This is a genomic window from Microbacterium sp. Be9, assembly GCF_011754135.1.
Taxonomy (GTDB): Bacteria; Actinomycetota; Actinomycetes; order Actinomycetales; family Microbacteriaceae; genus Microbacterium; species Microbacterium maritypicum_A.
This window is the reverse complement of the sequence record NZ_WNWT01000001.1, coordinates 146,973-173,448: the sequence shown is the minus strand read 5'-3', so window position 1 is coordinate 173,448 and position 26,476 is coordinate 146,973. Positions and strand designations below refer to the sequence as shown.

Annotated in this window: 23 protein-coding genes and 1 pseudogene; 11 read left to right on the top strand and 13 right to left on the bottom strand. The window is 68.2% G+C overall.

All coding sequences use genetic code 11. The annotated features are described in order from the left end of the window. Positions 1-33: 33 nt before the first annotated feature. The 3 genes from GLO27_RS00865 to GLO27_RS00855 form a co-directional block, all read right to left on the bottom strand. Positions 34-1,386 (bottom strand): sugar ABC transporter substrate-binding protein, encoded by a 1,353-nt coding sequence (locus GLO27_RS00865; protein ID WP_167253169.1) that lies wholly within the window; start codon positions 1,384-1,386, stop codon positions 34-36. 67 nt (positions 1,387-1,453) lie between these two features. After that, positions 1,454-2,263, bottom strand: a complete 810-nt coding sequence (locus tag GLO27_RS00860) for a carbohydrate ABC transporter permease (protein WP_231479886.1) — start codon at positions 2,261-2,263, stop codon at positions 1,454-1,456. An 82-nt stretch (positions 2,264-2,345) separates the two neighbouring features. Continuing rightward, entirely contained in the window at positions 2,346-3,263 is a 918-nt protein-coding gene (locus GLO27_RS00855; RefSeq protein WP_021201040.1) for a sugar ABC transporter permease, read from the bottom strand. Between the two features lie 159 nt (positions 3,264-3,422). Here GLO27_RS00855 and GLO27_RS00850 point away from each other — a divergent pair, with 159 nt between their 5' ends. Further along, positions 3,423-4,409 (top strand): LacI family DNA-binding transcriptional regulator, encoded by a 987-nt coding sequence (locus GLO27_RS00850; protein ID WP_084487441.1) that lies wholly within the window; start codon positions 3,423-3,425, stop codon positions 4,407-4,409. A gap of 4 nt (positions 4,410-4,413) precedes the next feature. Here the strand turns inward: GLO27_RS00850 and GLO27_RS00845 are convergent, their stop codons facing one another. The 7 genes from GLO27_RS00845 to GLO27_RS00815 form a co-directional block, all read right to left on the bottom strand. After that, the gene (locus GLO27_RS00845) at positions 4,414-4,767 is read right to left on the bottom strand and encodes a hypothetical protein (protein ID WP_029260425.1); all 354 of its coding nucleotides are present in this window, start codon (positions 4,765-4,767) and stop codon (positions 4,414-4,416) included. A 53-nt stretch (positions 4,768-4,820) separates the two neighbouring features. Further along, the gene (gene ribH, locus GLO27_RS00840; protein WP_021201043.1) at positions 4,821-5,294 is read right to left on the bottom strand and encodes a 6,7-dimethyl-8-ribityllumazine synthase; all 474 of its coding nucleotides are present in this window, start codon (positions 5,292-5,294) and stop codon (positions 4,821-4,823) included. After that, positions 5,291-6,559: a GTP cyclohydrolase II gene (ribA, locus tag GLO27_RS00835; protein ID WP_167253167.1), complete on the bottom strand. Its 1,269-nt coding sequence runs from the start codon at positions 6,557-6,559 to the stop codon at positions 5,291-5,293. The genes ribH and ribA overlap by 4 nt, the downstream gene beginning before the upstream one ends. Next, a complete protein-coding gene (locus GLO27_RS00830; RefSeq protein ID WP_167253165.1) occupies positions 6,556-7,185 on the bottom strand; it encodes a riboflavin synthase in 630 nt (209 codons plus the stop codon). The genes ribA and GLO27_RS00830 overlap by 4 nt, the downstream gene beginning before the upstream one ends. Next, the gene (gene ribD / locus GLO27_RS00825) at positions 7,185-8,240 is read right to left on the bottom strand and encodes a bifunctional diaminohydroxyphosphoribosylaminopyrimidine deaminase/5-amino-6-(5-phosphoribosylamino)uracil reductase RibD (RefSeq protein WP_167253163.1); all 1,056 of its coding nucleotides are present in this window, start codon (positions 8,238-8,240) and stop codon (positions 7,185-7,187) included. Before ribD ends, GLO27_RS00830 begins: the two co-directional genes overlap by 1 nt. A 301-nt stretch (positions 8,241-8,541) precedes the next feature. Then, positions 8,542-9,405: a DNA-formamidopyrimidine glycosylase family protein gene (locus tag GLO27_RS00820; protein ID WP_021199502.1), complete on the bottom strand. Its 864-nt coding sequence runs from the start codon at positions 9,403-9,405 to the stop codon at positions 8,542-8,544. Positions 9,406-9,455: 50 nt separating this feature from the next. After that, positions 9,456-10,019 (bottom strand): GNAT family N-acetyltransferase, encoded by a 564-nt coding sequence (locus GLO27_RS00815; RefSeq protein ID WP_021199503.1) that lies wholly within the window; start codon positions 10,017-10,019, stop codon positions 9,456-9,458. A 78-nt stretch (positions 10,020-10,097) separates the two neighbouring features. Between GLO27_RS00815 and mfd the strand changes: the two genes are divergently transcribed. From mfd to GLO27_RS00775, 8 genes and pseudogenes are all read left to right on the top strand, one after another. After that, a complete protein-coding gene (gene mfd / locus GLO27_RS00810; protein ID WP_031207203.1) occupies positions 10,098-13,673 on the top strand; it encodes a transcription-repair coupling factor in 3,576 nt (1,191 codons plus the stop codon). A 35-nt stretch (positions 13,674-13,708) separates the two neighbouring features. After that, positions 13,709-14,335, top strand: a complete 627-nt coding sequence (locus tag GLO27_RS00805) for a gamma carbonic anhydrase family protein (RefSeq protein WP_021199505.1) — start codon at positions 13,709-13,711, stop codon at positions 14,333-14,335. After that, positions 14,332-17,301, top strand: coding sequence for an aminotransferase (locus GLO27_RS00800; RefSeq protein WP_167253161.1), 2,970 nt, complete (start codon positions 14,332-14,334; stop codon positions 17,299-17,301). Before GLO27_RS00805 ends, GLO27_RS00800 begins: the two co-directional genes overlap by 4 nt. A 159-nt stretch (positions 17,302-17,460) precedes the next feature. Continuing rightward, positions 17,461-18,867, top strand: a pseudogene (locus GLO27_RS00795) (APC family permease); the annotation flags it as partial. Between the two features lie 47 nt (positions 18,868-18,914). Next, positions 18,915-19,481 carry a response regulator transcription factor gene (locus GLO27_RS00790; RefSeq protein WP_167253159.1) on the top strand — a complete coding sequence of 189 codons (567 nt, stop codon included), beginning with the start codon at positions 18,915-18,917 and terminating at the stop codon, positions 19,479-19,481. Then, positions 19,478-20,833: a HAMP domain-containing sensor histidine kinase gene (locus tag GLO27_RS20200; protein WP_167253157.1), complete on the top strand. Its 1,356-nt coding sequence runs from the start codon at positions 19,478-19,480 to the stop codon at positions 20,831-20,833. Before GLO27_RS00790 ends, GLO27_RS20200 begins: the two co-directional genes overlap by 4 nt. Next, the gene (locus GLO27_RS00780) at positions 20,827-21,333 is read left to right on the top strand and encodes a hypothetical protein (protein ID WP_167253155.1); all 507 of its coding nucleotides are present in this window, start codon (positions 20,827-20,829) and stop codon (positions 21,331-21,333) included. The genes GLO27_RS20200 and GLO27_RS00780 overlap by 7 nt, the downstream gene beginning before the upstream one ends. Before the next feature lie 281 nt (positions 21,334-21,614). Further along, on the top strand, positions 21,615-22,625 hold the full coding sequence (locus GLO27_RS00775) for a hypothetical protein (protein ID WP_167253153.1): 1,011 nt from the start codon (positions 21,615-21,617) through the stop codon (positions 22,623-22,625). A gap of 97 nt (positions 22,626-22,722) precedes the next feature. Here the strand turns inward: GLO27_RS00775 and GLO27_RS00770 are convergent, their stop codons facing one another. After that, a complete protein-coding gene (locus tag GLO27_RS00770; RefSeq protein ID WP_167253151.1) occupies positions 22,723-24,009 on the bottom strand; it encodes a DUF418 domain-containing protein in 1,287 nt (428 codons plus the stop codon). A gap of 50 nt (positions 24,010-24,059) precedes the next feature. Between GLO27_RS00770 and GLO27_RS00765 the strand changes: the two genes are divergently transcribed. Together GLO27_RS00765 and GLO27_RS00760 are read left to right on the top strand one after the other, a co-directional pair. Then, entirely contained in the window at positions 24,060-24,722 is a 663-nt protein-coding gene (locus tag GLO27_RS00765) for a DUF6611 family protein (RefSeq protein ID WP_347878380.1), read from the top strand. 78 nt (positions 24,723-24,800) lie between these two features. Beyond that, the gene (locus GLO27_RS00760) at positions 24,801-25,325 is read left to right on the top strand and encodes a VOC family protein (RefSeq protein WP_167253147.1); all 525 of its coding nucleotides are present in this window, start codon (positions 24,801-24,803) and stop codon (positions 25,323-25,325) included. On the opposite strand, the gene GLO27_RS00755 is transcribed toward GLO27_RS00760, so the two are convergent. Both GLO27_RS00755 and GLO27_RS00750 read right to left on the bottom strand, forming a co-directional pair. After that, complete coding sequence (locus tag GLO27_RS00755; protein WP_167253145.1) at positions 25,322-25,924, bottom strand: hypothetical protein; 603 nt, start codon at positions 25,922-25,924, stop codon at positions 25,322-25,324. The genes GLO27_RS00760 and GLO27_RS00755 overlap by 4 nt on opposite strands. Next, entirely contained in the window at positions 25,921-26,442 is a 522-nt protein-coding gene (locus GLO27_RS00750) for a hypothetical protein (protein ID WP_167253143.1), read from the bottom strand. The genes GLO27_RS00755 and GLO27_RS00750 overlap by 4 nt, the downstream gene beginning before the upstream one ends. Between the last annotated feature and the right edge of the window lie 34 nt (positions 26,443-26,476).

Here is a 26,476-nt window from a genome sequence, read left to right as displayed (position 1 = left end):
CCCGGCGGGGACCGGGCCGGCTCAGCCGCGGGGTCACTTGTTGACGCTGAAGCCCTGGGAGTTGCCGTACTCGACCAGCGCGTCCTGCCAGGCGGTGAGGCCCTCGTTCAGGTCGGTGCCGTTCTGGTACGACTGGCCGACGGTGTCGCCGAAGATGCTGTTCCCGTACACCTGGTAGGGCAGGTAGCTCCAGCCCTCGACCACGTCATCGGCCGCGGCCGCGAGGACCTCGTTGATCTTCTGGCCGCCGAAGTACTCCGGCGCCTCGGCGAGGAACTCCGTGCTGGACAGCTCCGCGGTCGTCGACGGGAATCCGCCGGACTCGAGGGCGATTGAGATGCTCTCCTCGGAGTTGTTCAGCCACCACAGGAAGCCCGCCGCCAGCTCCGGGTTCTTGCTCTGCTTCGTGACGGCCTGCCCGCCCCCGCCGTTCTCCGCGCTCGCCGGGGAACCGTCGTACGTCGGCATCGGCGCGACGCGCCAGTCTCCGGCGCCGTCAGGGGCACCGGAGATGAGGTTCGCGGGCATCCACGCGCCGATCACGAGGCTCGCCAGGCTGCCGTCGCCGAGGGCGCGGAACCATTCGTCGCTCCAGCTGCCGTACGGGGCCAGCAGGTCCTCCTCGACGAGGCGGTTCCAGTTCTCGGTCCACTTCTTCGAGCCGGTGTCCTGCAGGTCGATCGTGACGTCGGTGCCGGAGGTCTCGAACGGCTTTCCCCCGGCCTGCCAGATCATCGAGGTCGCGAAGCCCGCATCTCCCGTGTCGTTGGTGATGTACGCGTCGGGGTTCGCCGCGTGGATCGCCTGGGCGGCCTCGTAGTACTCGTCCCAGGTGGTGGGGACGGCGACACCGGCCGCATCGAACACGGTCTTGTTGTAGAACAGGGCCATGGGGCCGGAATCCTGCGGCAGACCGTAGATCGCGTCGCCGTCGGTGACGGAGTTCCAGGTGGAGGCGGTGTAGTCGTCCTCGAAGTCGGCGAACCCGTACTGCGACAAGTCGGTGAAGGCGTCCGTCAGCGCGAACTGCGGGAACGCGTAGTACTCGATCTGCACGACGTCCGGAGCGCCGGAGCCCGCCTTGATGGCGTTCTGCAGCTTGGTGTACTCCTCGTTGTTGGTGCCGGCGTTCACCAGCTTGACCTTGACGTTCGGGTACTCCTTCTGGAAGGCCTCGACCTGGGCCTCGGCCGACGGTGTCCACGACCAGTACGTGATCTCGCCGCCCTTCTCGAGCGCCGCCTCGACGGAGTCGAACGAGCCGGAACCCGTGTTGCCGGAGCCGGCGTCGCCGCCGGTGCTGCATCCGGCCAGCGCCAGCGCTGCCACGGTTCCTGCGGCGAGCACCGCGAGGGTGCGCCGCGTCGGGGAGGGAAGGTGCTTCATTGCTGTGTCCTTTCGGGAGGTGCGGTCCAGCGTCGGATCGCAGAGGTGATGCAGGGGGTACGGGGAGCTATTGCTTGACGCTTCCCGCGGTGAGACCTGACTGCCAGAAGCGCTGCAGCAGCAGGAAGGCGATGACGATCGGCACGATCGTGAGCAGCGAGCCCATGATCACGAGGTTGTAGATGGGCTGGGACCCCGCGCCGATGGCCTGGGCGCTCCACTGGTTCAAGCCGACCGTGAGCGGATACCAGGCGGGGTCCGAGAGCATGATCAGGGGCAGGAAGTAGTTGTTCCAGGTGGCGACCACCGTGAACAGCGCGACCGTCACGATGCCGGGCGCGAGCAGCCGCATCGAGATCGTGAAGAACGTGCGGAACTCACCTGCGCCGTCGATGCGGGCCGCCTCGAGCAGCTCGGTCGGCACTGACTCCGACGCGAACACCCAGATCAGGTACAGACCGAAGGGACTGATGAGGGACGGGATGATCACCGCCCACGGCGTGTTCGTCAGTCCGAGTTCGCTGAACAGCAGGAAGGTCGGGACCGCGAGGGCGGTGCCGGGCACCGCCACGGCGCCCAGGACCACGGCGAACACCGCACGGCGTCCGGGGAAGCGGAACTTCGCGAGTCCGTAGCCGGCCATGGTGGCGAGCAGCGTCGCGCCCCCGGCGCCGACCACGACGTACAGGAGGGTGTTCCCGAGCCAGCGCAGGAAGATGCCGTCGCGATACGAGAACGTGGCGACCAGGTTGTCGAAGAATGCGAAGTCGTCGGCGAACCACAGTCCGAACGAGCTGAAGAGTCCCGCCTGCGTCTTGGTCGAACTGAACAGCAGCCACACCAGGGGCACGAGCGTATACAGCGCGTAGAGGATCATGACGATCAGCAGGGTGTTCGACGTGCGCGGCTTCAGCGGATCGTGGCGGCGGTGCGCGGGGCGGGCGAGGGGGAGTGCCATGTCAGCGCACCTCCGACTTCGAGCCGCGCAGCTGCACGACGTAGGCGATGACCGCGGTGATGACGCCCATGATGATGGCGATCGTCGCGGCGTAGTTGAACTGCTGCCCCGCGAACGACAGGTTGTACGCGTACATGTTCGGCGTGAAGAACGTCGTGATCACGTTCGGGGCCAGGGGGCGCAGGATGTTTGGCTCGTTGAAGAGCTGGAAGCTGCCGATGATCGAGAAGATCGTGGCGATCACGAGCGCTCCGCGCACGGACGGGATCTTGATCGAGAAGATCGTGCGCCACGCCCCGGCGCCGTCGAGGGAGGCCGCCTCGTACATGTCGGTCGGGATGGTCTTGAGCGACGAGTAGAAGATCAGCATGTTGTAGCCGACGAACTCCCAGGTGACGATGTTGCCGATCGAGACCAGCATCCACTCCTTGGCGAACGGCGTGATCGCATCGACGCCGAGGATGTCGTTGATGTTGCTCGTGAGGCCGAACTGGTCGCCGTAGATGTAGCCCCACATCAGCACCGCCACCACGGCCGGCACCGCGTAGGGCAGGAAGATCAGGATGCGGAAGAACGACGCTCCGCGCAGGCGGGCGCTGTCGAGGGCGAGGGCGGCGCCGAGGGCCAGGATCAGCATGATCGGCACCTGCACGACGAGGAAGACCAGTACGCGGCCGAACGCCTCCCAGAACTGCGGGTCGCTCAGGGCGCGGACGTAGTTGTCGAGCCCCACGAACGCGGTGCCGCCGATGAGCTTCTCCTGGAAGAAGCTCAGGTACAGCGCATAGGCGAGCGGCGTCAGGAACACCAGGGCGAACACGACCATGAACGGGCCGACGAAGGCCCATCCCCTCCAGTCGCGCTTGTCGCGGCGCCGGATGCCGGGGGCACCCGGGGCTGCGGGGATTTCAGTCGTCATCGACGAGTCCTTCTTACGTTTCGGGCGCACCGTGCGCCGTGTGTCAACGTCAACATATTGGACCGACTGGTAGTGTGTCAACGTCAACATATGAGGGGATGGGTGATCGTGACCCCGGAGCATCCGACAGAGACGTCGACGCGTCGACGTGAGCCCTCGATGGAAGACGTGGCCCGCGAGGCCGGCGTCTCCGGCCAGACCGTGTCGCGCGTCGTCAATGCCAGGGGCTACGTCGGTGCCGCCACGCGCGAGCGTGTCGAGGCCGCCATGCACAGTCTGGGGTACCGGCCGAACAGCGCCGCCCGCGCACTCCGGTCAGGGCGATTCCGCACGATCGGCGTCGTGATGTTCTCGTTCAGCTCTTACGGGAACCAGCGCACGCTCGATGCGATCGCCGTGCGCGCCGCCCAGCTCGGCTACGCGCTCACTCTCATCCCCGTCGAGTCGAGCGCGGGCGAGACCGTGGCCGGTGCGTTCCGTCGGCTGGAGGAGCACGCGGTCGACGGCATCATCATCGTGATCGAGGCGCATCAGCTCGACGAGGCCGACATCGAGATCCCCGAGGCGCTTCCCGTCGTGTTCGTCGACTCGAACCGCACGGCGACGCATCCGTTCGTCGACACCGATCAGGCGCAGGGCGCTCGGCTCGCGACCGAGCACCTGCTCGAACTCGGTCACGACACCGTGTGGCACGTCACCGGCCCCGCGCGCTCCTACTCCGCCGAGCGCCGCCGTGAAGCGTGGCGGGAGACGCTCGAGACGCACGGGCGTACGGTCCCGGAGCCGCTGGCGGGGGACTGGACCGCGTCGTCCGGCTACGCAGCCGGTCTCGAACTGCGTGCGATCGACGGTGTCACCGCGGTGTTCGTGGCGAACGACCAGATGGCGATCGGCGTGCTGCGTGCGTTCCGAGAGATCGGGCTCGACGTGCCGCGAGACGTGAGCATCGTCGGGTTCGACGGACTGCCCGATGCGGCACAGCTCTGGCCGCCGCTGACGACCGTGCAGCAGCACCCGGAGCGCGTGGGCGCGCTCGCGGTGGACGCGCTGCTCGCCGAGCTCGACGGTGTCGAGCGTCAGCAGACCCCGCTCGTCGGTACCGAACTCATCGTGCGGGCGAGCACGGCGTCGCCGCGGACGCGCTGACGGCTCAGCGCCAGATCGCGGCGATCGCGGCGTTGACGGCGGTGAGGATGCCGACCAGCCAGAACACCGCCGGCGGGATGGCCGCACCGCGGCGCTGACGACCCAGGCCGATTCCGAGCAGGGCGCCGATGATGAGCAGGATCACGAGCTTGACGCCGATCTTGACGTAGTTGAGCTCGTAGGAGATGCCCCACGGCGCCGCGAGCGCGAGGCCCGCGACCGCGGCGATCGCCATGCCGATGTTCATCAGGCGCGTGAACTCACGCTTTCCGCCGAACGCCTGCGCGGCCCAGGAGCCGAAGAGCACGGCGAATCCGATGAGGTGGACGAACAGCACGATATGACGGAGAGTCTCCATGCCCTCACCGTACGAGTGCAGAGCCCTTTCACGCTAGCAAGGGCAGGCTGACCTCAGCCGCGCAGCTCCCGTGTCACGAGCGCCGTGCGCAGGGCAGCATCCGCTGCTTCGGCGCCCTTGTCCTCCTTGGAGCCCTCCAGGCCCGCACGGTCGAGACCCTGCTGCTCGTCGTCGAGGGTGAGCACGCCGAAGCCGACGGGCTTGCCGGCGTCGAGGGCGACGCGGGTGAGGCCATCGGTGGTCGCCGCCGACACGTACTCGAAGTGCGGTGTGCCCCCGCGGATGATCACGCCGAGTGCGACGACGGCATCCGCCCCGCCGGCGAAGGCCGCCTGGGCGGCGATCGCGAGTTCGAACGAGCCGGGCACGCGCACCAGTCGGTGCGTGGCCCGAGCCGCGTCCAGCACGCGCTCCGCACCGGCGATCAAGCCGTTCGAGATCGTCTCGTGCCAGGTTCCGGCCACGATGACGACGTTCAGACCGCGTCCGTCGATGGTGCCGATCTCGGGTGCTCCTGCGCCGCTCATTTGTCGTCCTCTCCGTGGGCGAGCGCCTCTGCGAGTTCCGCTTCGCCGATGATGTGACCCATCCGGTCACGCTTGGTCTCCAGGTACTGGTGGTTGTTGGGTCCCACACCGACGATCAGCGGCACCTGCTCGACGACGTCGAGGCCGAGCTCGCGCAGCTGCGCGACCTTGTCGGTGTTGTTCGTCAGCAGGCGCACCTTCGACACGCCCAGGTCGGAGAGGATGCCGGCCGCCGCTGCGTAGTCGCGGGCATCGGCGGGCAGCCCCAGCGCGAGGTTGGCGTCGACCGTGTCGAGCCCCTCCTCCTGCAGGCTGTAGGCACGCAGCTTGTTGATGAGGCCGATCCCTCGACCCTCGTGGCCGCGCATGTAGATGACGATCCCGCCTTCCTTCTCGATCGCGTCGAGGGCGGAGTCGAGCTGCGGGCCGCACTCGCATTTGAGCGAGCCGAACGCCTCGCCGGTCAGGCACTCCGAGTGCACCCGCACGAGCGCGGTCTCGCCGAGTTCGCCCGAGACGACGGCGATGTGGTCGGTGCCGGTGATGCGGTCCTTGTAGGCGAGGAAGCGGAAGGTGCCGTGCGTGGTGGGCACGGTGGCGTCGGCGCGCAGGCTCACGCGACGGCCGCGATGCGCATTCGGGGTGGCGCCCTCGGGATCGATCTCGTTGAGGTGGGCGATCAGCTGCTCGATCGTGATGACCGGCACGCCGTCGCGCGCACCGAGCTCGATCAGGCCGGGAAGGCGCATCATGCTGCCGTCCTCCGCCACGATCTCCGCGATCGCGCCGACGGGGCGGAGACCGGCGAGCTTCATGAGTTCGACCGCGGCCTCGGTGTGGCCGCTGCGCTCGCGCACCCCGCCGTCGACCGCCCGCAGCGGCAGCACATGGCCGGGCCGGATGATGCTGGTCGACGTGGACTCCGGGTTCGACAGCACGTTCAGCGTGTGGGCGCGGTCGTGGGCGCTGATGCCGGTCGTGACCCCCTGCGCGGCGTCGACACTCACCGTGTATGCGGTCGAGCGGGCGTCTTCGCTGGCGGCGACCATCGGCGGCAGGTTCAGGTGATCGGCGAGATCGGCGGGCATCGGGGCGCAGATGAAGCCCGACGACCAGCGCACGGTCCACGCCACCCACTCGGGCGTCGCGAGCTCTGCCGAGAGGATGACATCGCCTTCGTTCTCGCGGTTCTCGTCGTCGGCGACGAGGACGGGACGCCCGGCGCGCAGCGCCTCCAGGGCCTCGGCGATGGTGGAAAGGCTCATCGCGAGCCTCCTTCCGGTGCGGCGCGGAACGCGAGCAGGCGCTCGACGTGCCGGGCGAGGATGTCGGTCTCCAGGTTCACGCGGTCGCCGACGGCGCGGACGCCGAGCGTGGTCGCGGCGAGGGTCTCGGGGATCAGCGAGACCTCGAACCAGGGGGAGGGGTCTGCAGGGGCGCTGACGGCGCTCACGGTCAACGAGGTGCCGTCGACCGAGATCGACCCCTTGTCGACCACGAGCGGGGCGAGGTCGAGGGGCAGGCTGATCCGCAGCACGCTCCACTGCGCGCCGGGGCGCACCTCGAGCACGTCGCCGGTGCCGTCGACGTGGCCCTGCACGATGTGACCGCCGAGACGGGCGCCGACCGGCATCGCCTTCTCGATGTTCACGCGGGTTCCGACCGTCGCCGACCCGATCGCGGCGACGTCGAGAGTCTGCTTCATCACGTCGGTGTCGAAGGTGTCGGCGGTCGACCCCACCACGGTGAGGCACACACCCGAGACGGCGATGGACTCGCCGTGCACGGCGTCCGCTGCGGCCCGGGGCGCGCGGACGGTCAGGCGCCAGCCGTCACCCGCGGAGGCGATCGCGGTGATCTCGCCCATCTCCTCGATGATTCCGGTGAACATCAGGCGGCTCCTTCGTTCTGCGGGTCTTCCGCGGGATCGGTGGCGTGCGCGGGGTGCGCGATCGCGAGCAGGTCGTCTCCGAGGGGAAGCCACTCGTCGACGGTCAGGCGTCGGGCCTCGTCGATGGAACCGACGCCGATGTCGGTCAGGGCGAGCCTTCGGCCGCCGAGCAGCACCGGGGCGATGTAGGCGAGCACGCGGTCGGCGAGTCCTGCCTCGATGAAGGCGCTGGCGAGCGTCGGGCCGCCCTCCACGAACAGGCTCTGCACGCCGCGGGTGTGCAGGTCGGCGACGATCGCGTGCAGATCGTGGGTCTCGAAGAACAGCGGAGTGTGCGGATGCCGGTGCACCGCGGCGTCGGCCGGAGTGGGACGGGATCCGATGACCACCGGGATCGGCTGGTCGGGGAGCATGGTGTCGCCGTCACGGGCGGTGAGGGCAGGGTCGTCGGCGATCACTGTTCCGGTGCCGACCGCGATGGCATCGGCTGCTGCCCGGCGGCGGTGCACGTCGGCGCGTGCGGTCGGCCCCGTGATCCACTGGCTCGACCCGTCGTCGGCGGCCGCGCGGCCGTCCAGGCTCTGCGCCCACTTGACAGTGACATGGGGGCGTCCGAGTCGTTGGGCGGTCAGCCATCCGGCGATGAGCGCGTGTGCGGCGTCCGCCTGCTCACCCGACTCGACGTCGACGCCTGCGGACCGCAGGCGTTCCGCCCCGCCGCCTGAGGCGACGCCGGGGTCGTCGAGCGCGTACACCACGCGTGCGACGCCCGCGTCGATGAGAGCGACGGCGCAGGGGCCCGTGCGGCCGGTGTGGTTGCAGGGTTCGAGGGTCACGACGGCCGTCGCTCCTCGCGCCTCGCCGGGTGCGAGCTTCGAGAGCGCGTCGACCTCTGCGTGGGGGGTGCCGGCGCCGTGGTGCCAGCCCTCGGCGATGACCCTGCCGTCGGGGGAGAGGAGGACCGCACCGACCTGCGGGTTCGCCCCGCGCGGTCCACGGGCGGCGAGGTGGAGCGCGCGATCCATCGCGTGGCGCTCTGCCGCGTTCACTGCCATCCGTCGTCCTCCTCTGAGGCTCCGGGTTCAGACAGGGGTGGCGGAACGGACGCACGGATGCGTCTCGTGCTGCCTCCCTTCCGGACTAGCGAGGTCGCCCTCGCATCACCGTCGGTCCCGGAATTCCACCGGATCGGCATCCCGATCTCTCGAGACGCTCGCGGACTGTCACCGCCGGTTCGGATTCCCACCGACCCCGGAGCACGTTGTTGTTCTGAGTGTACTCAACGCGTTCGGGCGCATTTCATTCCGCGACAGATCATTCCGCGACAGACGACTTCACCGTGCGGCGCGTCCGCCGTCACTTCAGCAGTCGGGAGAGGCGGCGGTCGGCCAGTACCTTGCCACCGGTCTGGCAGGTGGGGCAGTACTCGAGCGAGCGGTCGGCGAAGAACACGCTGCGGACCGTGTCTCCGCACACCGGGCAGGCTTCTCCTCGGCGCGCGTGCACCTGCATGCCGCGGCGCTTGGCATCCTTCAGGTCCGCCGGCGGTTTGCCGGAGGCTTGGGCGACCGCCTCTGTCAGCGTCTCGCGCATGGCTCCGAACAGGCGGTCGATCTCGGCGTCGTCGAGCTTTCCGGCGATCGCATACGGTGACATGCGCGCGGCATGCAGGATCTCGTCCGAGTACGCGTTGCCGATGCCCGCGATCACCGCCTGATCGCGCAGCAGCCCCTTGATCTGCATACGCCGATCCTCGAGCAGGGCGGCGAACGCCTCGCGCGTGAACGCGGGGTCGAGAGGGTCGGGGCCGAGCCGGGCGATGCCGGGCACCTCCTGCGGATCGCGCACCACGTACACGGCGAGCGACTTCTTGGTCCCCGCTTCCGTGAGGTCGAAACCGCTGCCGTCGTCGAGGGCGATGCGCAGGGCGATGGGGGACTTGCCCGGTTTGATGAGCGTGGTCGGGAGCGTCTCGTACCAGCGCAGCCACCCGGCCTTCGCGAGGTGGAACACCAGGTGCAGCTCGTCGCCGCAGGAGAGCACGACGAACTTGCCCAGACGCGCGGACGCGGTGATCGTGGCTCCCTGGAGGGCGTGGATCGGAGGATCGTAGGTCTTCAACGCGGCGATCGCCGAGACGGTCGCGCGCGTGATGGTGCGCCCGACGGCGCGTTCGGCGAGAAACGTGGTCAGGCCCTGGACTTCCGGCATCTCCGGCATGGGTTCATCCTGTCATCGGGCGCCGACACTGTCACCCGGGGGCGCGCCCCTCAGAGGATCGGCCAGTCGACCGGCGTGCGGTCGTCCCCGGGGAGGAGGCCGGCCATCCAGCCGTCGTCGCGCCCGCGCGGGCTCGTCAGCGCCTGCCGCTGCAGGCCCTCGTAGCGGAAGCCGAGGGCCCGGGCGGCGCGGGCCGAGGGGATGTTCCCCGCGACGGCCTGCCAGCGGATGCGGACGAGCCGGAGTCCGACGAAACCCCAATCGATCACGGCCGCTGCTGCTTCGGTGAGATATCCGCGGCCCCGTGCGCCGGCCGTCACCCAGTAGCCCAGCTCGGCGGTCGCGCCCGTGAAGTGATCGGTCATGTTGTGAAGACCGATCATGCCCACGAGCTCGCCGTCCGCATACATGCCCCAGACGACCTCGGAACCGGCGTCCCACTGCGCGGCTGACAGACGCACGAACTGCGCGGCGTCCTCGCGGGTGTACGGACTCGGCACGGTGGTCCAGCGCGGGATCTCCGGATCCTGGCACGCTTCGGTGATCGCGTCGATGTCCGCCTCCGTCGGGGCGTGCAGGACGAGTCGGGGCGTGGTGAGGGCGACGGATTCCATCCCGACAGCCTAGGCAGGCTGGCGTTCCTCGACGGGCGCGGCGGCCGGAGTGTCCGTGGGCGCGACTAGTCTTGTCCGGTGACTGTTCCGGGGATTCTGCGCGCCTTGGAAGAGGCGTCTCTGTACCGTGACGCCCTCAGCTGGGCGCGCACCGACGCCGACCTCGGCCTGGTCGACGGGCTCGACGCCCCGGCGCTCGCCGGCCTGCTCGAGAAGAGGGCGGCGGCGGGACACCCGGCCGCCCTCCTCGCCGTCGTCCCCACCGGGAGGCGGGCGGAGAGCCTCGCGCTGGCGATGCACGCCTACCTGCCCGACGCCGACATCCTCACGTTCCCCGCCTGGGAGACGCTGCCGCACGAGCGGCTCAGCCCGAGCCCGGACACGGTCGGTCAGCGTCTGCAGACGCTGCGCCGGATCGCGGAGTGGTCGGGCGACCACCCGCTCGTCGTCGTCGCGTCCGTGCGGGCCGCGCTCCAGCCGATCGCCGGCAACCTGGGCGAGATCGCCCCGCTCGAACTCGGCGTCGGCAGCCGGGGGCACGAACTCGACCGCGTGGTCGAGCAGCTGGTCGAACGGGCGTACTCCCGCGTCGACATGGTGTCGCGGCGCGGCGAGTTCGCGGTGCGCGGCGGCATCCTCGACGTCTTCCCTCCCACGTCGGAGCACCCCTATCGCGTCGAGTTCTTCGGCGACGAGATCGACCAGATCCGTGCGTTCTCCGTCGCGGACCAGCGCTCGCTTCCGGGTGATGTCACCGGCGTCGACCTGCCGCCCACCCGCGAACTGCTGCTCACGGCCGAGGTCCGCGATCGGGCCCGCGCACTCGTCGGCGGCTTCCCGGCGATCTCGGGCATGCTCGAGAAGATGGCCGAGGGCATCCCGGTCGAAGGCATGGAGTCGCTGCTCCCCGCGGTCGCCGGACCCTTGAAGTCGCTGGCCGAGTACCTGCCGGCGGGAAGCGCCACGGCGGTCATCGATCCCGAGCGATCGAGTGCGCGCGCCATCACCCTGGGCGACACCAACCGCGAGTTCCTCGACGCCGCCTGGAGCGCCGCCACCTCCGGCGCCTCCGCGCCCATCGATCTGGGGGCCGGTGACTTCCTGACCATCGCCGAGCTGCGCGAGGTCGTGCGCGACCGGGGCGGGGTGTGGTGGCGGCTCAGCCCGTTCGGTGCCGGGCTCGGTGAGGGCGATGCGGAGGCCACGAACCTCGGCGCCGCCGTCATCCCCTCCTTCCACGGCAACGTCGACGGCGCGATCTCGTTCGTCGAGGCGAAGGTGACCGACGGCTGGCGGGTGGTCGTGATCGCCGCCGGTCACGGTCTGGTCGATCGCGCACGCGACGTGCTCGCCGACCGCGGCCTGGCCGCGCGGGTGGTCGAGACGCTCACCGACGCACCGGAGGGCGGTGTCGCGACCCTCGTCACAGGATCCGTCGAGGCCGGCTTCCAGGTGGCCGAGGCGAAGCTCGCCGTCCTCACCGACAACGAGTTCTACGGCCGGACCATCGGCGGCGATCAGCGTGTCGTCAAGAAGCTCGCCTCGCGGCGCAAGAACGTGGTCGACCCGCTGCAGCTCAAGCAGGGCGACTTCGTGGTGCACGCCACCCACGGCATCGGCCGCTTCGTCGAGATGACCCAGCGCGAGGTGTCCACCGGCGGGCGCAACGCCACCAAGTCGATCCGCGACTACCTCGTTCTCGAGTACGCGCCGTCCAAGCGCGGCTACCCGGGCGACAAGCTGTTCGTGCCGACGGATCAGCTCGATCTGCTCTCGAAGTACGTCGGCGGCGAGGCCCCGACGCTCTCGAAGATGGGCGGCAGCGACTGGTCGCAGGCCAAGGGCAAGGCGCGCAAGGCCGTGCGCGACATCGCGGTCGAGCTCGTGAAGCTCTACTCCGCGCGCATGAGCGCGAAGGGCCACGCGTTCGGCCCGGACACCCCGTGGCAGCGCGAGTTGGAAGAGGCGTTCCCGTTCGCGGAGACACAGGACCAGCTGCAGACGATCGACGAGATCAAGGCCGACATGGAACGGCCCATCCCGATGGACCGGCTGCTCTCGGGCGACGTCGGCTTCGGCAAGACCGAGGTCGCGGTCCGTGCGGCGTTCAAGGCGATCCAGGACGGCAAGCAGGTCGCGATGCTCGTGCCGACGACGCTGCTGGTGAAGCAGCACCTCGAGACGTTCACCGAGCGCTTCGCCGGCTTCCCTGTCAAGGTGCGGCCCTTGTCGCGCTTCCAGACCGACAAGGAGGCGCGTCTCACTCTGCAAGGCCTGCTCGAGGGTTCGGTCGACATGGTGATCGGCACCCACCGCATCCTCACCGACCAGGTGATGTTCAAGGACCTCGGCCTGATGATCATCGACGAGGAGCAGCGGTTCGGCGTCGAGCACAAGGACGCGCTCAAGAAGATGAAGACCAACGTCGACATCCTCGCCATGAGTGCCACGCCGATTCCGCGCACGCTCGAGATGGCGGTCACCGGCATCCGGGAGATGTCCACGCTGGCGACCCCGCCGGAGGACCGGCACCCGATCCTCTCGTTCGTCGGCCCGCGCAGCGACAAGCAGATGGCCGCGGCGATCCGTCGCGAGATCCTGCGCGAAGGGCAGATCTTCTTCGTGCACAACCGGGTGCAGTCGATCCAGCGCGTCGCGAGCGAGCTCGCCGAACTCGTTCCCGAGGCCCGGATCGCGGTCGCGCACGGACAGATGGGCGAGCACCAGCTCGAGCAGGTCGTCGACGACTTCTGGGAGCGCAAGTTCGACGTGCTCGTCTCGACGACCATCATCGAGACGGGTCTCGACATCGCGAACGCGAACACGATCATCATCGACCGCGCCGACAAGTACGGACTCAGTCAGCTGCACCAGCTGCGTGGCCGCGTCGGACGAGGGCGCGAGCGGGCCTACGCGTACTTCCTGTACGACGAGATGAAGCCGCTGAGCGAGACCGCGGCCGACCGTCTGCAGACCATCGCGGTCAACAACGACCTGGGCTCCGGCATGCAGGTCGCGCTGAAGGACCTCGAACTGCGCGGGGCGGGCAACCTGCTCGGCGCCGAACAGGCCGGACACATCGCGGGCGTCGGATTCGACCTGTACCTGCGCATGATCGGCGAGGCCGTGGCGACGTTCCGCGGGGACGAGGTCGAGACCGGGCAGGAGCTGCGCCTGGAACTGCCCCTGGATGCGCGCATCCCCGAGTACTACATCGACAGCGAGCGGCTGCGGCTCGAGGCCTACCAGAAGCTCTCCGCCGCCTCGGCGGCGACCGCCAAGGATGAGGCGATCGATCTGGTCGTCGAAGAGCTCGTCGACCGCTACGGCACGCCGCCCGAAGAGGTCGAAGGCCTGTTGGCGATCTCGCGTCTGCGCCGTCGCGCTGCCCGGGTCGGGCTGACCGACGTCGTCGTGATGGGCTCGAACCTGCGCATCGCGCCCGCGCGGCTCGAAGACTCGATCAAGGTGCGGCTGCAGCGGCTCTACCCGAAGGCGAAGCTCGTGGCCGGGGGAGAGGCGCTGGTCGTGCCGATGCCCACCGTCCCCGCGGCGGTCGGGGTGGGTCTCGAGCCGCTCCCCGACGCACAGCTGCTCGAGTGGGTCGGGCAGCTGTTCACCGCGATCTTCCCCGAGCCGGCCAAGACCGAGTAGCGCGCGACAGGGGGCCGCGGTACTAGTCTGGCCGCATGTTGTACGAGCACCTCGGGGCTCGGCCCCGCGTCCATGACACCGCCGTCATCGCCCCCACCGCCGTCGTCTCCGGAGATGTGGAGATCGGGCCGGGCTGCCAGGTTCTGCACGGTGCCGTCATCACCGCCGAGGGTGGGGCGATCACGCTCGGCGAGCACGTCATCGTGATGGAGAATGCGCTCATCCGGGCGACGGCGGCGAATGCGGTGCACATCGGGTCGCACACCCTGATCGGCACGCTGTCGAGCATCGCCGGTGCGACGGTGGGAGACGAGACGTTCCTCGCCTCGGGGTCGCGGCTGTTCAACGGCTCGCTGATCGGGCCGCGCTGTGAGGTGCGCGTGAACGCCATCGTGCTCCGTCGCGCCGTGCTGCCGGAGGGCACGGTCGTGCCGATCGGCTGGGTGGCGGTGGGCGACCCCGCACAGCTGTTCTCGCCGGACCGTGAGGAGGAGATCGCGGCGGCACAGCCCGATCTCGACTTCCCGGGGCACGTCTTCGGGGTCGATCGGGACACCCCCGACCTGATGGTGCAGCTGACCGAGCGCTACGGCAGCTCGCTCGCGCGGCATGCCCACGACGTGAGCCTCGGCGACGCGCACCGCGGGCAGCACCGCGCATGACGGCGGGCGTGGGCCTGGTCCGTCCCGACGTCGATACGGCCGATGCCGCGCGCATCGCGCTCGAGTGCTGGGGGATCACGGCGACAGCGGAAGAGCTCGGCAGCAACCAGGACCGGAACTTCCTGCTCACGGCAGAAGACGGCACGAGGAGCGTGCTGCGGATCGACAACCCGGTGTTCGGCGACGACGAACGCGACGCCCAGCATGTCGCTCTCGAGGCCTACCGCGCTGCCGGCGTTCGCGTACCGGCAGTGCTCCCCGGCCTCGACGGTGCGCTGACCCAGCGCTGGAACGGCTTCGCCGCGCGGCGCAGTGAGTTCGCGCCGGGCGAGCCGATGGTGGGTTCCGGATATCTCGCACCCGTCGTGCTCGCGGAGTTCGGCGCGCTCGCCGCCGCCTCCGTGCGCGCGCTGGAACCGCTCCGACACCCCGGGCTGGATCGTCGGCAGATGTGGGACATGCGCGTCGCATACGAACAGATCGATGCGCTCGCGCCGTCGATCGCCGATGCCGCACTTCGGGGACGGGTGCTGCGCGCCGCGACCAAGGCGCACGCCGCCGTCGAACCTCTCGCCGACCGGCTCCCCGTGCAGACGATCCACGGCGACCTCACGGACGACAACGTGATGGGCGAGCGGGGCGACGACGCACGGCTGCACCCGCGCACGGTGCTCGACCTCGGCGACCTCGGGCTCGGTTGGCGCGTCGCCGAACTGGCGGTGTGCGCGGCATCGATGCTGCACCACGACCCGGAGCGGCCGCTGCGGGTGATCGAGACGATCGCGGCATTCCATCGCCAGGTGCCGCTGGGCGATGCGGAGGCGAGGGCGGTCTGGCCGCTCGTGGTGCTGCGCGCTGCCCTGCTGGTGGCGAGCGGGTGGCGTCAGCTCGAGATCGACGGGGACAACGACTACGCGCGTGAGAGGGTCGCGGGCGAGCAGGCGATCTTCGACGCCGCGACGCTGCTGCCGCTCGTGGAGATGACCGAGCACGTGCTCGCCGCGGTCGGGATCGACGCCCCGGGATTCTCCGCGCCCGAACTCGCAGGGGACGACGACGAGGCTCCGCTGCGCGCACTGCTGCCGGATCTCACCGGTCGCGTGGCCGTGATCGATCCGGGTGTCGAGTCCGCCGCCCTCGACAACGGGCGCTGGCTCGAGGAATCGGTCGAGCACGCTCTGGTCGCCGATGCATTCGACCTCGGCGCCGCTGTGGCGGTCATGCCGTACGGGGCGTTCCGCCTGACCCGCGCGACCGTCGACGAGGCGGACCCGGGGCATACCTGGGCGACCGCGACCGAACTGCATCTGCCTCCCGGCCCTCGGGTGCGGGTGGTGGCACCGACGGAGGCACGGGTGACGCAGCGGGGCGCGATCGCCCGCTTCGCGCTCGACCTCACCGGTCCGGACGACGGCCAAGAATGGGTGCTGGAGGTCTCGGGTCTCGATGCGGAGGAGCGGCGCGAGCGCCCCGTCGATGCGGGGGAGACCGTGGGCTGGCTCGCCGCGTCGTTCGAGCCGCGGCGCCTGACCGTCGGAATCCACCGCGACGACGCTCCGGAGCGCCAGGCGGACGGAGCGGCACTGATCGCCCCCGATCGGGTCGCGGCCTGGCGCCGCCTCACCGCAGATCCTGCGCCGCTGCTCGGGCTGCCCTCCTTCGCCCAGCGGGATGATTCGGCGGCGGAGCAGGCGCGCCGTGAGCGCATCTTCGCGGCGGCGCAGGAGCGCTACTACGCGCACCCGCCGCAGATCGAGCGCGGCTGGCGGCACCACCTGGTCGACACCACCGCGCGCACCTACATCGACATGGTGAACAACGTCGCCGGTCTCGGCCACGCGCATCCGAAAGTCGCGGATGCGGCGGACCGCCAGCTGCGCACCCTCGCCACGAACTCCCGGTTCCTGTTCCGCGATCTCGCGGAGTACAGCGAGCGGCTGCTCGAACTGATGCCGGAGGGCAGCGACCTCGACACCGTCCTGTTGGTCAACAGCGGCTCGGAGGCGGTCGACCTCGCGATCCGTCTGGCCCAGGCCGCGACCGGACGGCGGACGGTCGTCGCACTGCGCGAGGCGTACCACGGCTGGACCATGGCGAGCGATGCGGTCACGACCAGCGCCTACGACAATCCCTCCGCCCTCGCGACGCGCCCGGACTGGGTGCACGTGGCCGATGTCCCCAATCGCTTCCGCGGCACCTATCGAGGCTCCGACGTGGCGGGCGACTACCTCGCCGATCTCGCTGCCGATCTCGACCGGCTGCAGGACGAGGGACGAGAGGTCGCCGCGTTCCTGTGCGAGTCGATCCTCGGCAACGCGGGAGGCGTGGTGCTCCCCGACGGCTACCTGGCCGGGGCCTACGCACAGATCAGGGCGGCGGGTGGACTGTGCATCGCCGACGAGGTGCAGGTCGGATTCGGGCGGATGGGATCGACCTTCTGGGGATTCGAGCTCGCGGACGTCGTGCCCGACATCGTCACGATCGCGAAGCCGATGGGCAACGGGTATCCGATCGGCGGGGTGATCACGACGAAGCGCATCGCGGACGCGCTGTCGACGCAGGGACAGTTCTTCTCGTCTGCGGGGGGAAGCACGCTCAGCTGCCGGGTCGGCATCGCGGTGCTAGACGCGATGGCCGAGGACGACCTGCAGCACAACGCCGCAGTGATCGGTGCCCGCCTCGCCGAGGGCCTGCGCGGCCTCGCGGACCGGCATCCGCTCGTCGCCGTCGTCCACGGCGAGGGGTTGTACCTGGGCGTCGAACTCGTGCGCGATCGCGAGACCATGGAGCCTGCCGCCGCCGAGGCTGCGGCGATCTGCGAGCGGATGCGCGAACTGGGGGTCATCGTGCTGACGACCTCGGAACGCTCGAACGTGCTGAAGATCAAACCGCCCCTGTGCCTCAGCGCCGAGAGCGCCGACCACGTCGTCGCGATGCTGGATCGCGTGCTCACCGAGGGATGGTGAGGTCGGGCGTCTCCTTCGAATCCCGCCGTCGTTCGGAATGTTAAAAGCGCATTTCGAACCGAATTCACCGTAGCGCTGACGATTCCCTCCGGTCCATACTGTTGCTCAGCGTCGGACGACCCGAAGTCCGACCCATGCGCTGTCCCCCGAGGAGTACCCATGGCCACGAAGACGAAGCCGCTCGCGCACGGCGGAGGAACGCTCAAACGAAATCTCGGACTGTGGGCGATCGTCGGGCTCGGGCTCGGATACATGACGCCGACGGTCGTGTTCGACACGTTCGGCATGGTCGCCCGTGACACCGACGACGTCGTACCGGCCGCCTACCTGGTCGCCTTGGTCGTGATGGTCTTCACGGCGATCAGCTACGGCAAGATCTCGAGCGCGATCCCGAGTGCCGGTTCGGCGTACACGTACGTGCGCGAGTCGATCCACCCGAATCTGGGGTTCATGGTCGGGTGGACCTCGCTGATCGACTACGTGCTGCTGCCGATGGTCAACTGCCTCATCATCCGCAGCTACCTCGAAGCGCTGTTCCCCGAGATCCCGGGCTGGATCTGGGTCGTGCTGTACTGCATCCTCGTCACCACCATCATCTACCTCACGATGCGCGGCACCTCGAACATGAACATGATCCTCCTGGTGTTCTCGATCGTCGTCATGGCCGTGTTCGTGGTGATGGTGATCGCCCAGCTGATGCGCGGCGAGGGGGCGGGAACGGTCGCGTCGATGACCCCGTTCTTCCACGACGGCGCCACGATGGGCGCGGTGCTGATGGGCGCCACGATCGTCTGCTTCTCGTTCATCGGCTTCGACGCCGTCACGATGTACGCGGAGGAGGCGAAGGATCCGAAGATCATGCCGAAGGCCATCCTGTTGACGGTGCTGCTGGGCGGGGCGATCTTCCTGATCTCGGGTTACCTCACGCAGTTGCGCTTCCCCGACTGGAACGAGTTCGCGCCCGGCGGCGACATGCAGTTCGTCGAGGACTCCACCCTCCCGATCATCGGCAACCTGGTCGGCGGACCCGTGCTCATGGCGGTGCTCACCGCGGCCGGTTTCTGCGCGACCCTCGCCTCGGGCCTCGCCTCGCACGCCTCGGTGTCGCGCATGCTGTTGGTGATGGGGCGCAACAACGTGCTGCCGCAGAAGGCGTTCGGCTACATCAACCCGCGCACCCACACGCCGACGTTCAACATCGTGCTGGTCGGCGCCATCTCCCTGCTGGCGATCCCGTTCACCCTGGAGCTGATCGCGGCGTGGATCAACTTCGGGGCGCTGATCGCCTTCACGTTCGTCAACATCTCGGTGATCGCCTGGTTCGCGATCCGCAAGGGCCGTCGCAAGACGCCCGGCGACATCTTCAACTTCATCGTGATGCCCGGCATCGGCATGGTCCTCACCGGCCTGCTCTGGGCGAACCTGCATGAAGACGCTCTGCGCGGGGGCCTCGTGTGGACCGCGATCGGAGTCGTCTACCTCGCGATCATCACCAAGGGCTTCCGCAAGAAGGTCGTCGCGTTCGACGAGAACCAGGCGGTGACCGGGTACAACAAGGTCGTCAAGGTGCCGGTCGATACATCGTCGACGTCGCCGCGGACGGCGTCGAGGCGATGGCGCTTGCCAGCGACGGTGGGTACGACATCGCGATTCTCGACGTCATGCTTCCCGGGATGTCCGGCTTCGAACTGTGCCGCTGGTTGCGGAGACAGCATCCTGGACTCGCGATCCTCCTCCTCACCGCTCGGGATGCCGTCGACGACCGAGTGCGCGGACTCGACGCGGGCGCTGATGACTACCTGACCAAGCCGTTCGAGTTCGTCGAGCTCGCCGCGCGGCTCCGCGCACTACGAAGGCGGGACGCAATCGGCGGGACGCGGATGGACGTCGGTGGCCTGCGCATCGACCTGACTAAGCACGAGATCTCGACGGACGGCGGGGAACTGCGATTGAGTCGCACCGAGTTCGATCTGCTGCGAGTGCTCGCGTCGAACGTCGGCCGCGTCATGCCCAGGGCGGAGATCCTCGATGCGATCTGGGGCTCGGCGGCCTACATCGACCCGAACATCGTCGATCAGTACATCAGCTACCTCCGTCGCAAGCTCGATGCGGTCGACTCGCAGGTGCGGATCGTCACTGCTCGCGGTGTGGGGTTCGAGCTGATCGCGGTCGACCAGTGAAACCATCCAGGCTGGGGATCCGGACACGGATCACTGGAGGAAGCCTCCTGATCGCCATCCTGATCTCCGTCGTCGCAGGCATCGTCATCTATACCCAGGTGGCAAGGATCGTGAACGAGAGCCAGACACGCGTCCTCGAAGGTATCGAGGGCCAGTACGTTACCGCCATCACCACGGGCGACACGCAGGAGCTGGACAGGCCTGGCCCGGGTCAGTTCGTCGTGGTCGTCGACCCGTCAGGTGCGGTGGCGATCGACACGTTCCCGGACGGACTTGCGGCGCGGCTGCCAGAGCCGGGCTCGGAACCGGATGGGGTTCGGACGGTCCATGCCGGTACTTCGGAGTTTGTCGTGCGCTCCACGTCGGTGGAAGCAGGAGAGGGGGCTTGGCGCGTGATCACCGCGAGCGACAGCGACGCGAATGTGCTCGATGAGGTGGCATGGCTGCTTATCGCCAGCATTGCCGGGATCAACATCGCCTTCGGCGCCTCGTCCTGGCTGATCGGGTCCGCGGCACTCAGCCCCGTCTCGCAATTGCGCCGAAGCGCAGCGGAGTTGGTCGCGAAGCCGAGCACAGAGACCCTCCCGGTCGGGCCCGCGCGAGACGAGATTTCGGAGCTCGCGGAGACGCTCAACACCCTGATCAGGGAGCTGCGGGCATCGGCGGACAGAGAGAGGCAGATCGTCGCGGACGCGAGTCACGAGATTCGTACCCCGCTCGCCATCCTCCAGACGCGTTTGGAGCTCGCGCAGCGCCAGGCGCAGAGTCTTGACGAGATGAAGGTGGACGTCGCTGCCGCGCAGCGAACGCTCACCCGCCTGTCCGCCTTGGCATCTTCCCTGCTGGAACTCTCGCGCATCGATTCCCAGGGGTCTGCGGGAACCGCGGCCGCTGGGCGCCTTTCCGCTGAGCTGTCCAATGCCGCGGACCGCGGACGCCAGCGCGTCGCCGATCGGAGTATCCGAATCGACTACACCGACGACATCGCGACACCCGCTGCGATGGTCGCGGTGAGCGAGGAAGACTTCGGTCGCATCTGCGACAACCTTGTCGGTAACGCCGTGCAGGCGATCGGCGACCGGGGCGTCGTCGAGCTCAGCCTGGTGGAGGAGCACGACGCTCTGGTCCTCTCGGTCGCCGACGACGGAGGAGGTATGGACGAAGACTTCGTACCCCTTGCGTTGGATCGCTTCTCGCGCCAGAGCAAGGCGCGCACGCCCGGCGGCGCCGGGCTGGGGCTATCGATCGTCGCCGGTATCGTCAAGAACGCAGGCGGCGCCATCACCCTCGTGAACGATCCCGGCATCGGATTGAAGGTGGAACTACGCCTGCCGACGGTGAGGCCATGGTGAAGCTCAGTGAAGCCCTCGCCGAGGTCGATGCTGAAGTACTGGACGCCCAGGACGCGGCTGAGAAGTATCGATCACTCGGCGTCCTGCACCGAGGCGAGATCCAAGGTCATGCGATTGACGGAAAGGTGCTTGTGCTGAGGTTCGAAGACACGCAGGTCCTTGACCAGCCCGTCGGCAAGCGCTCGTTCGACGCGCTGCTCCGCAAGCACGGAACGCGACGTCGCTACTCGCAACACGTACCGGCGCTCCCGGTCTTTTCGACGACCTCATCCGCACGCAGCCAGGATGGGAAGGCAGATGAAAAGAGCGCTGCTCATCTCAGTGAAACCAAGGTACGCGCGCGCGATTCTCGAAGGACGAAAAACCGTCGAGGTGCGACGGCGATTCCCAGAGGTGCCACCCGGCACCACAGTTGCCTGTACTCCAGCTCCCCGGAGAGAGCGGTTCTGGGCACTGTGCGCCTCAATCAAACAAGCACAGTTCCTTCCGACCGTGTCTAGGAGATGCACTCCGACGCGATCGGCATCGCCGAAGACGCGCTCGGCGAGTACCTTGGGGTGCCGACTCCTCCACTCTGCTTGAAGTCGAGGACACGCATGCGTGGGCACGGCCTGTCTCGTTGGCGTCCTTGAGGACTCTCCTTGGCCTTGAGCCGCCTCAGAGCTTCCGCTATCTCGATGCGGATCAGGTAGCTCTGATCGCGACCAGCGGAGCAGAGAGCCTACCGGAGTCCTAGTACGCGTGCCTGGCTAGTGTCCGTGCAAGCTGAGAGACTTCCCTCATGACCTTTCGCACCGCTGAAGGCGCAAGCTACGAGGGACGTGACGAATCAGGGAATGAGACGTTTCGCGTCTCTATACCGTCTGACGAGCACGGCTACTTCGGACGCGAGTGCCCAGCATGCCAGCAGATCTTCAGGATGCATCTAGACGACTACAAAGCGCTTCCCGACGATCTGATCCTGACGTGCCCGTACTGCGGACATCAAGAGGGTCACACGAGCTTCGTGACCTCGCAGCAGCAAGAACGCGTGATGCGCGTTGCTCAGGACGCCGCGATGCAACTCATATCCGAAGCCTTCGGAGGCCTCGGACGATCAGGCCGAAGCAACAAGTTCGTGAAGATCACCTACAGGTCGACGCCCTTCTACCCGCAGCCTCTCCCAGACATCGACGAGGAGCAGCTTGTCAGGGAGCGAACGTGCGTGACGTGCGGTATCCGCTATGCCGTCTTTGGCGAGCACTCGTTCTGCCCCGTCAGCGGAGCTCTCGATGCAGGCGAGGTCGCCCGCGATGCGCTCGGAGCGGAAGCCGCGAAGCTGAGCGCGCTCGACAGCATTCCCGCCCCCCAACGAGCCGCCTTGAGAGAGCAAGGAGTGTTCGACCGTATTGCAGTCGACACGCTCAGCAGAGTCGTGGGCGTCGTTGAGCGATTGGCGCGGGCTGAGTTCGAGCGCCGCGTCGAACTTGCGGATCAACTCCTGAAAGGGAAAGGCAGTGTCTTTCAGAGGCTGGATGACCTGGCCGACCTCTACTCCGCTCACCTGGACATCGATCCGCGACTCGTCCCAGATGTCGACTGGGTTCTCCTCACGAAGCTTTGGGCAACACGTCACGCACACGTGCACGCCGGCGGGCTTGTCGATACGAAGTATCTGCAAGTCGTGAACTACTCATCGCTGAAGGTGGGTCAGCGAATCGTCGTGACCGCAGACGACGCCAGAAACGCAATCCGACAGGCGATGATCCTCTGCTCTATCTTGGCTGGGCAGGACGCCTCGGATCTCGCCTGACCGAAACACGCTTCGTCGCAGATTCTGACAACTCGGGTGAGACGAATCAGCGGCGGGTCGCGCTAGAGATTTCGCGTGATTCCGGTGATCGTTCGTCTCAAGTCACGACAACTCCGGTGAGATCGGACACGACGGTCGGCGCCTTCACGCGGCTCCGGGTGAGGAATCGGAAGCTGACGTCCCAGACGTACTCGAGCGGTCCCTTGCGGAAGCGGCGCATCCAGAGGTTCGCGAACAGGATCACCAGAGCGGCGATCACGAAGAACATCGCCAGGGTTCCGACCAGCGGGTCGAGCGTCTCCGCAAGCGGCGAGTGACCGATGATCGACTGCGCCACCCGACCGAGGATGTTCTGGAGCACGTAGCAGCTCAGGGCCATCTGGCCGACAAGGGAGAGTCCGCGTCCGACGAATCCGATGCGGTGTCCTCGATAGAAGGAGGCCATGAGAGCGAGGATGCCGAATGCGACCAGCGGCGCGGAGAGGAACCTGTTGAGTCCGAACGTCTCTTGCATGAGGAAGAACACGACCTCCCCCGGAACGCCCGCACCGAGGTCGACGATCATGACCCATCTGCGCAGTCGCGCGCCGCGGGCCTCGAACAGTCCGTGGCGGTAGAGCATGGCGCCGAGGGTGAAGACGACGAGACCGAGGGTGAGGATCGAGCCGGTGTCGGTGCCGACCGTCAGGTCGGAGAACACGGTCAGGGTGTTCATCTGCACCTCTTCCCAATATGTCGGCCTGCCGCCGACCGTCGGGGACTCCCCGGGGATCACGAGGCCTGGGAACATCATGACGCTGCCGGTGAAGAGGGGGAAAAGGATGAGCGTGACGTGCGTCACGAGCGCCACGCCGATGAACACCCACTGGCGTTTCTCCGGGAGCAGCAGGACGAATGCCACGACGAAGCCGAGGACGGCGTAGGCGCGGAGTACGTCGAACTGCACCACGAAGATGTAGTTGAGCATTCCGTCGATGAAGAGCAGACCGGCACGAACGAGATAGGTGCCGGGCCACCGGCTGCCGCGCCGGAGCGCTGCCTGGCGCTGGATCTCGAGTCCGATGCCGAACATGATGGTCAACAGGCCCAGGAACTTCCCTTCCGAAAGTGCGGAGACGAGGTCCTGCCACCAGATGTCGACCACCCGTTCGCCGAAGAACGCCTGGAACAGCCAGACGTTGCTGGCGAGAGTGCCGATGATGGCGACGCCGCGGATCACGTCGAGCGAGGCTATGCGGCCAGGCGATGCCATCGCGGTCGTCTCGGGTGCCTCGTGCTCGGCCCTCCCGGCCCCTGCCTGCTCCGGGAGGAGGCCGTCGCCGTGGGGCGGCTTCGCCGTACGGCGATAGCGGGGAAGGGCAGCTCGGGCAGAAGTCTCTGTCATACCTCCAGTCCAGGGCGCGCGCCGTTGCGTGGCCGTATGCCGTTCTCGATATGAGGACGATATGCCGACCACGGAGGCGTCGCCATTCCGCATGGAAAACGCCGGCCGCCGTATGGGTTCCGTCTGTCAGGCGCTCAGAGGCACGCGTCCGGAGCAACGTGGGAGGCATGTCCGTGTCCCGTCCTCCCCATCACGTCCCCGCGCAGACACTGCCGAGCGCTTCGTGCCCTCCATGCTGGGGCCACCTGTCGAGGACCGTGAGCCACTACGGCACCGTCGCGTGCGTGCTCGCGGTCTATCCGCCCGACTCCACGGACGTGGAGCGGCGCATTGCCGAGGCGCACCGCTGGTTCACTCCGCTGTCGCTCGGCGGTGGCGTCGTCGCGTGGGTGGTGCTGTGCGCCGCGGGTTTTCCTCCGTTGCTCGCTGCGATGCTGCTCGTCGCTGCTCTGCTTCCGATCGGCATCATCCTGTCGCGGCGCTCGCGCAGCATCCGTCGGCGCGTGGTCACGGTATCGGCATGTCGGTCCGGGCTCAGCGAAGACACCGCGGCCGAGCGCGCCCAGCAGCTCCGTCTGGAGACCCTGGCCCAAGCGCTCGGCGACGCCGCTCTCGCCTGCCGTCAGGGAGTAATCGGTCGTGATCGGTTCGACCGGGTGTGGACGGCTGCCTACGCGCAGGCCGCTGTCATCGCGACCGGTTCCGCCCGGTGAATCCCCGGCTTCTCGGCGACTGTCCGAGGCCCCTTCTACTGTGTGTCTCACTCCGCAGACCGGGAAGAGGGAAGAGCCATGACCGCAGCCACGAGCGCAGCCCCGAACGGCTACACGAGCGTCGCCCCCTGGGTCGTCACCGACGACACGGGCGCGCTGCTCGACTTCATCTCCCAGGTCTTCGACGGGGAGGAACTGGCGCGGGTCGCCACGGAAGACGGTCTGATCGGACACGGTGAGATATGCATCGGCGACACCGTCGTCCTCGCCTTCGATCGTCGGCCGGAGTGGCCCGTGATGCCGAGCCTGCTTCGGGTGTGGGTGCCCGACGCCGCAGAGGCCTTCACCAGAGCCGAGGCTGCAGGGGCGAGCGTGGTGACCGCCCTCAGCGACAACGCCTTCGGCCAGCGCGGTGGGCGCATCAAGGATCCGTTCGGCAACATCTGGTGGGTCGTGAGCCACGTGGAAGACGTCGATGAAGAAGTGATGTGGCAGCGGCTGCAGCAGACCGAGTATGCCGACCAGATGCGCGTCGCGCAGGAGACGCTCGACGCCGAGCTGAGCGGTCGTGCGCACGGGCGCAGCAGCGCGCTGACGCGCTAGTCGGCGAACGGCTCACCCCGATACTTGCGGCACACGCCTCCTGTCTCTTCGACATCTTCCGCGACGGCGTCGACGACCGCGGCCGCGGCGGTGCGCGTGCGCGGTGCGACCTGGCTCAGTGCGAGGGCACCGGTGCACGCGAACACGATCAGGTCGCCGGGGGAGAGCGCCTTCGGCAGCCGGGCGTGCAGCCGCGTGTCGTCTTCGTCGGTGCGGAGGACGGTCTGCACCAGGTCTCGAGCCCGGGGCGTGCGCAGCCGCTCGACGTGGGTGACCAGCGGGACGATCGCGCGGAGATCGCAGTCGACGGTCGCCGACGCCTCGCGATGCCACCCCTGAGGCTCTTCGCGGGCGGTGATCCGTGCCACCACCAACGTCACGTGCGGGTCCGCTTCGGGGTGCGCCGCAGAGGGCGCGACGGGCGCGATCAGTATGCAGGGGGTGCGTCGTTCGCGCGCGAGATCGGACAGCGCTCGCCCGGCGACGACGATGTCGTGCGCACCGATCACGGTGTCTTTCGGCCACAGCTGCCGTGCATCGCGTCGCGGGTCGTTCCATACGAATGCGGTCGAGTGCAGCACCGTGTGCAGGACGGTCATCGTGACGCCTCCACAGAGAGCGCGGCGGTGACGCGCGGACGCACGTCTCGGAGCGTGACAGCACCGACGCAGGGGACGACGACGAGATCGCCTTCCCGGAGGTCGGCAGGAAGAGGCGCGATGGGGTGCGGCCAGGCCACGCCGCCCACCTCGCCGGGGATCAGCTCGATCTTCGTCGTCCGCGCCGAAGAAGCCCGGCCGATGAGGCGGCACTCCTCCCACGCGGCATCCACACCGTCGAACGAGCAGTCCGTGAGCGCGATGCGCTTGTCCTCCTGGGTGTCGACGCGCAGCGTGATCCGGAACAGCAGCACGGTCACGTCGGTTCCCGCGGTCGGCAGCGGCAGGTCGCCCGTGAGGACCGCGGGTGATCCGCTGATCTCGAACAGCCGCAGGAGCGAGATGCCTCCCACCACGACATCGGTGGTCGTCGGGTGCGTGTGCACCGGCCACCTCCATCCGTCGAGGGGAGTGGGAATGCTCTGTCGAAGCGTGGGAAGGATGTCGGTGAGAGTCATGACTCCGTCCTACGCCTGGGTGATCGTGGCGATG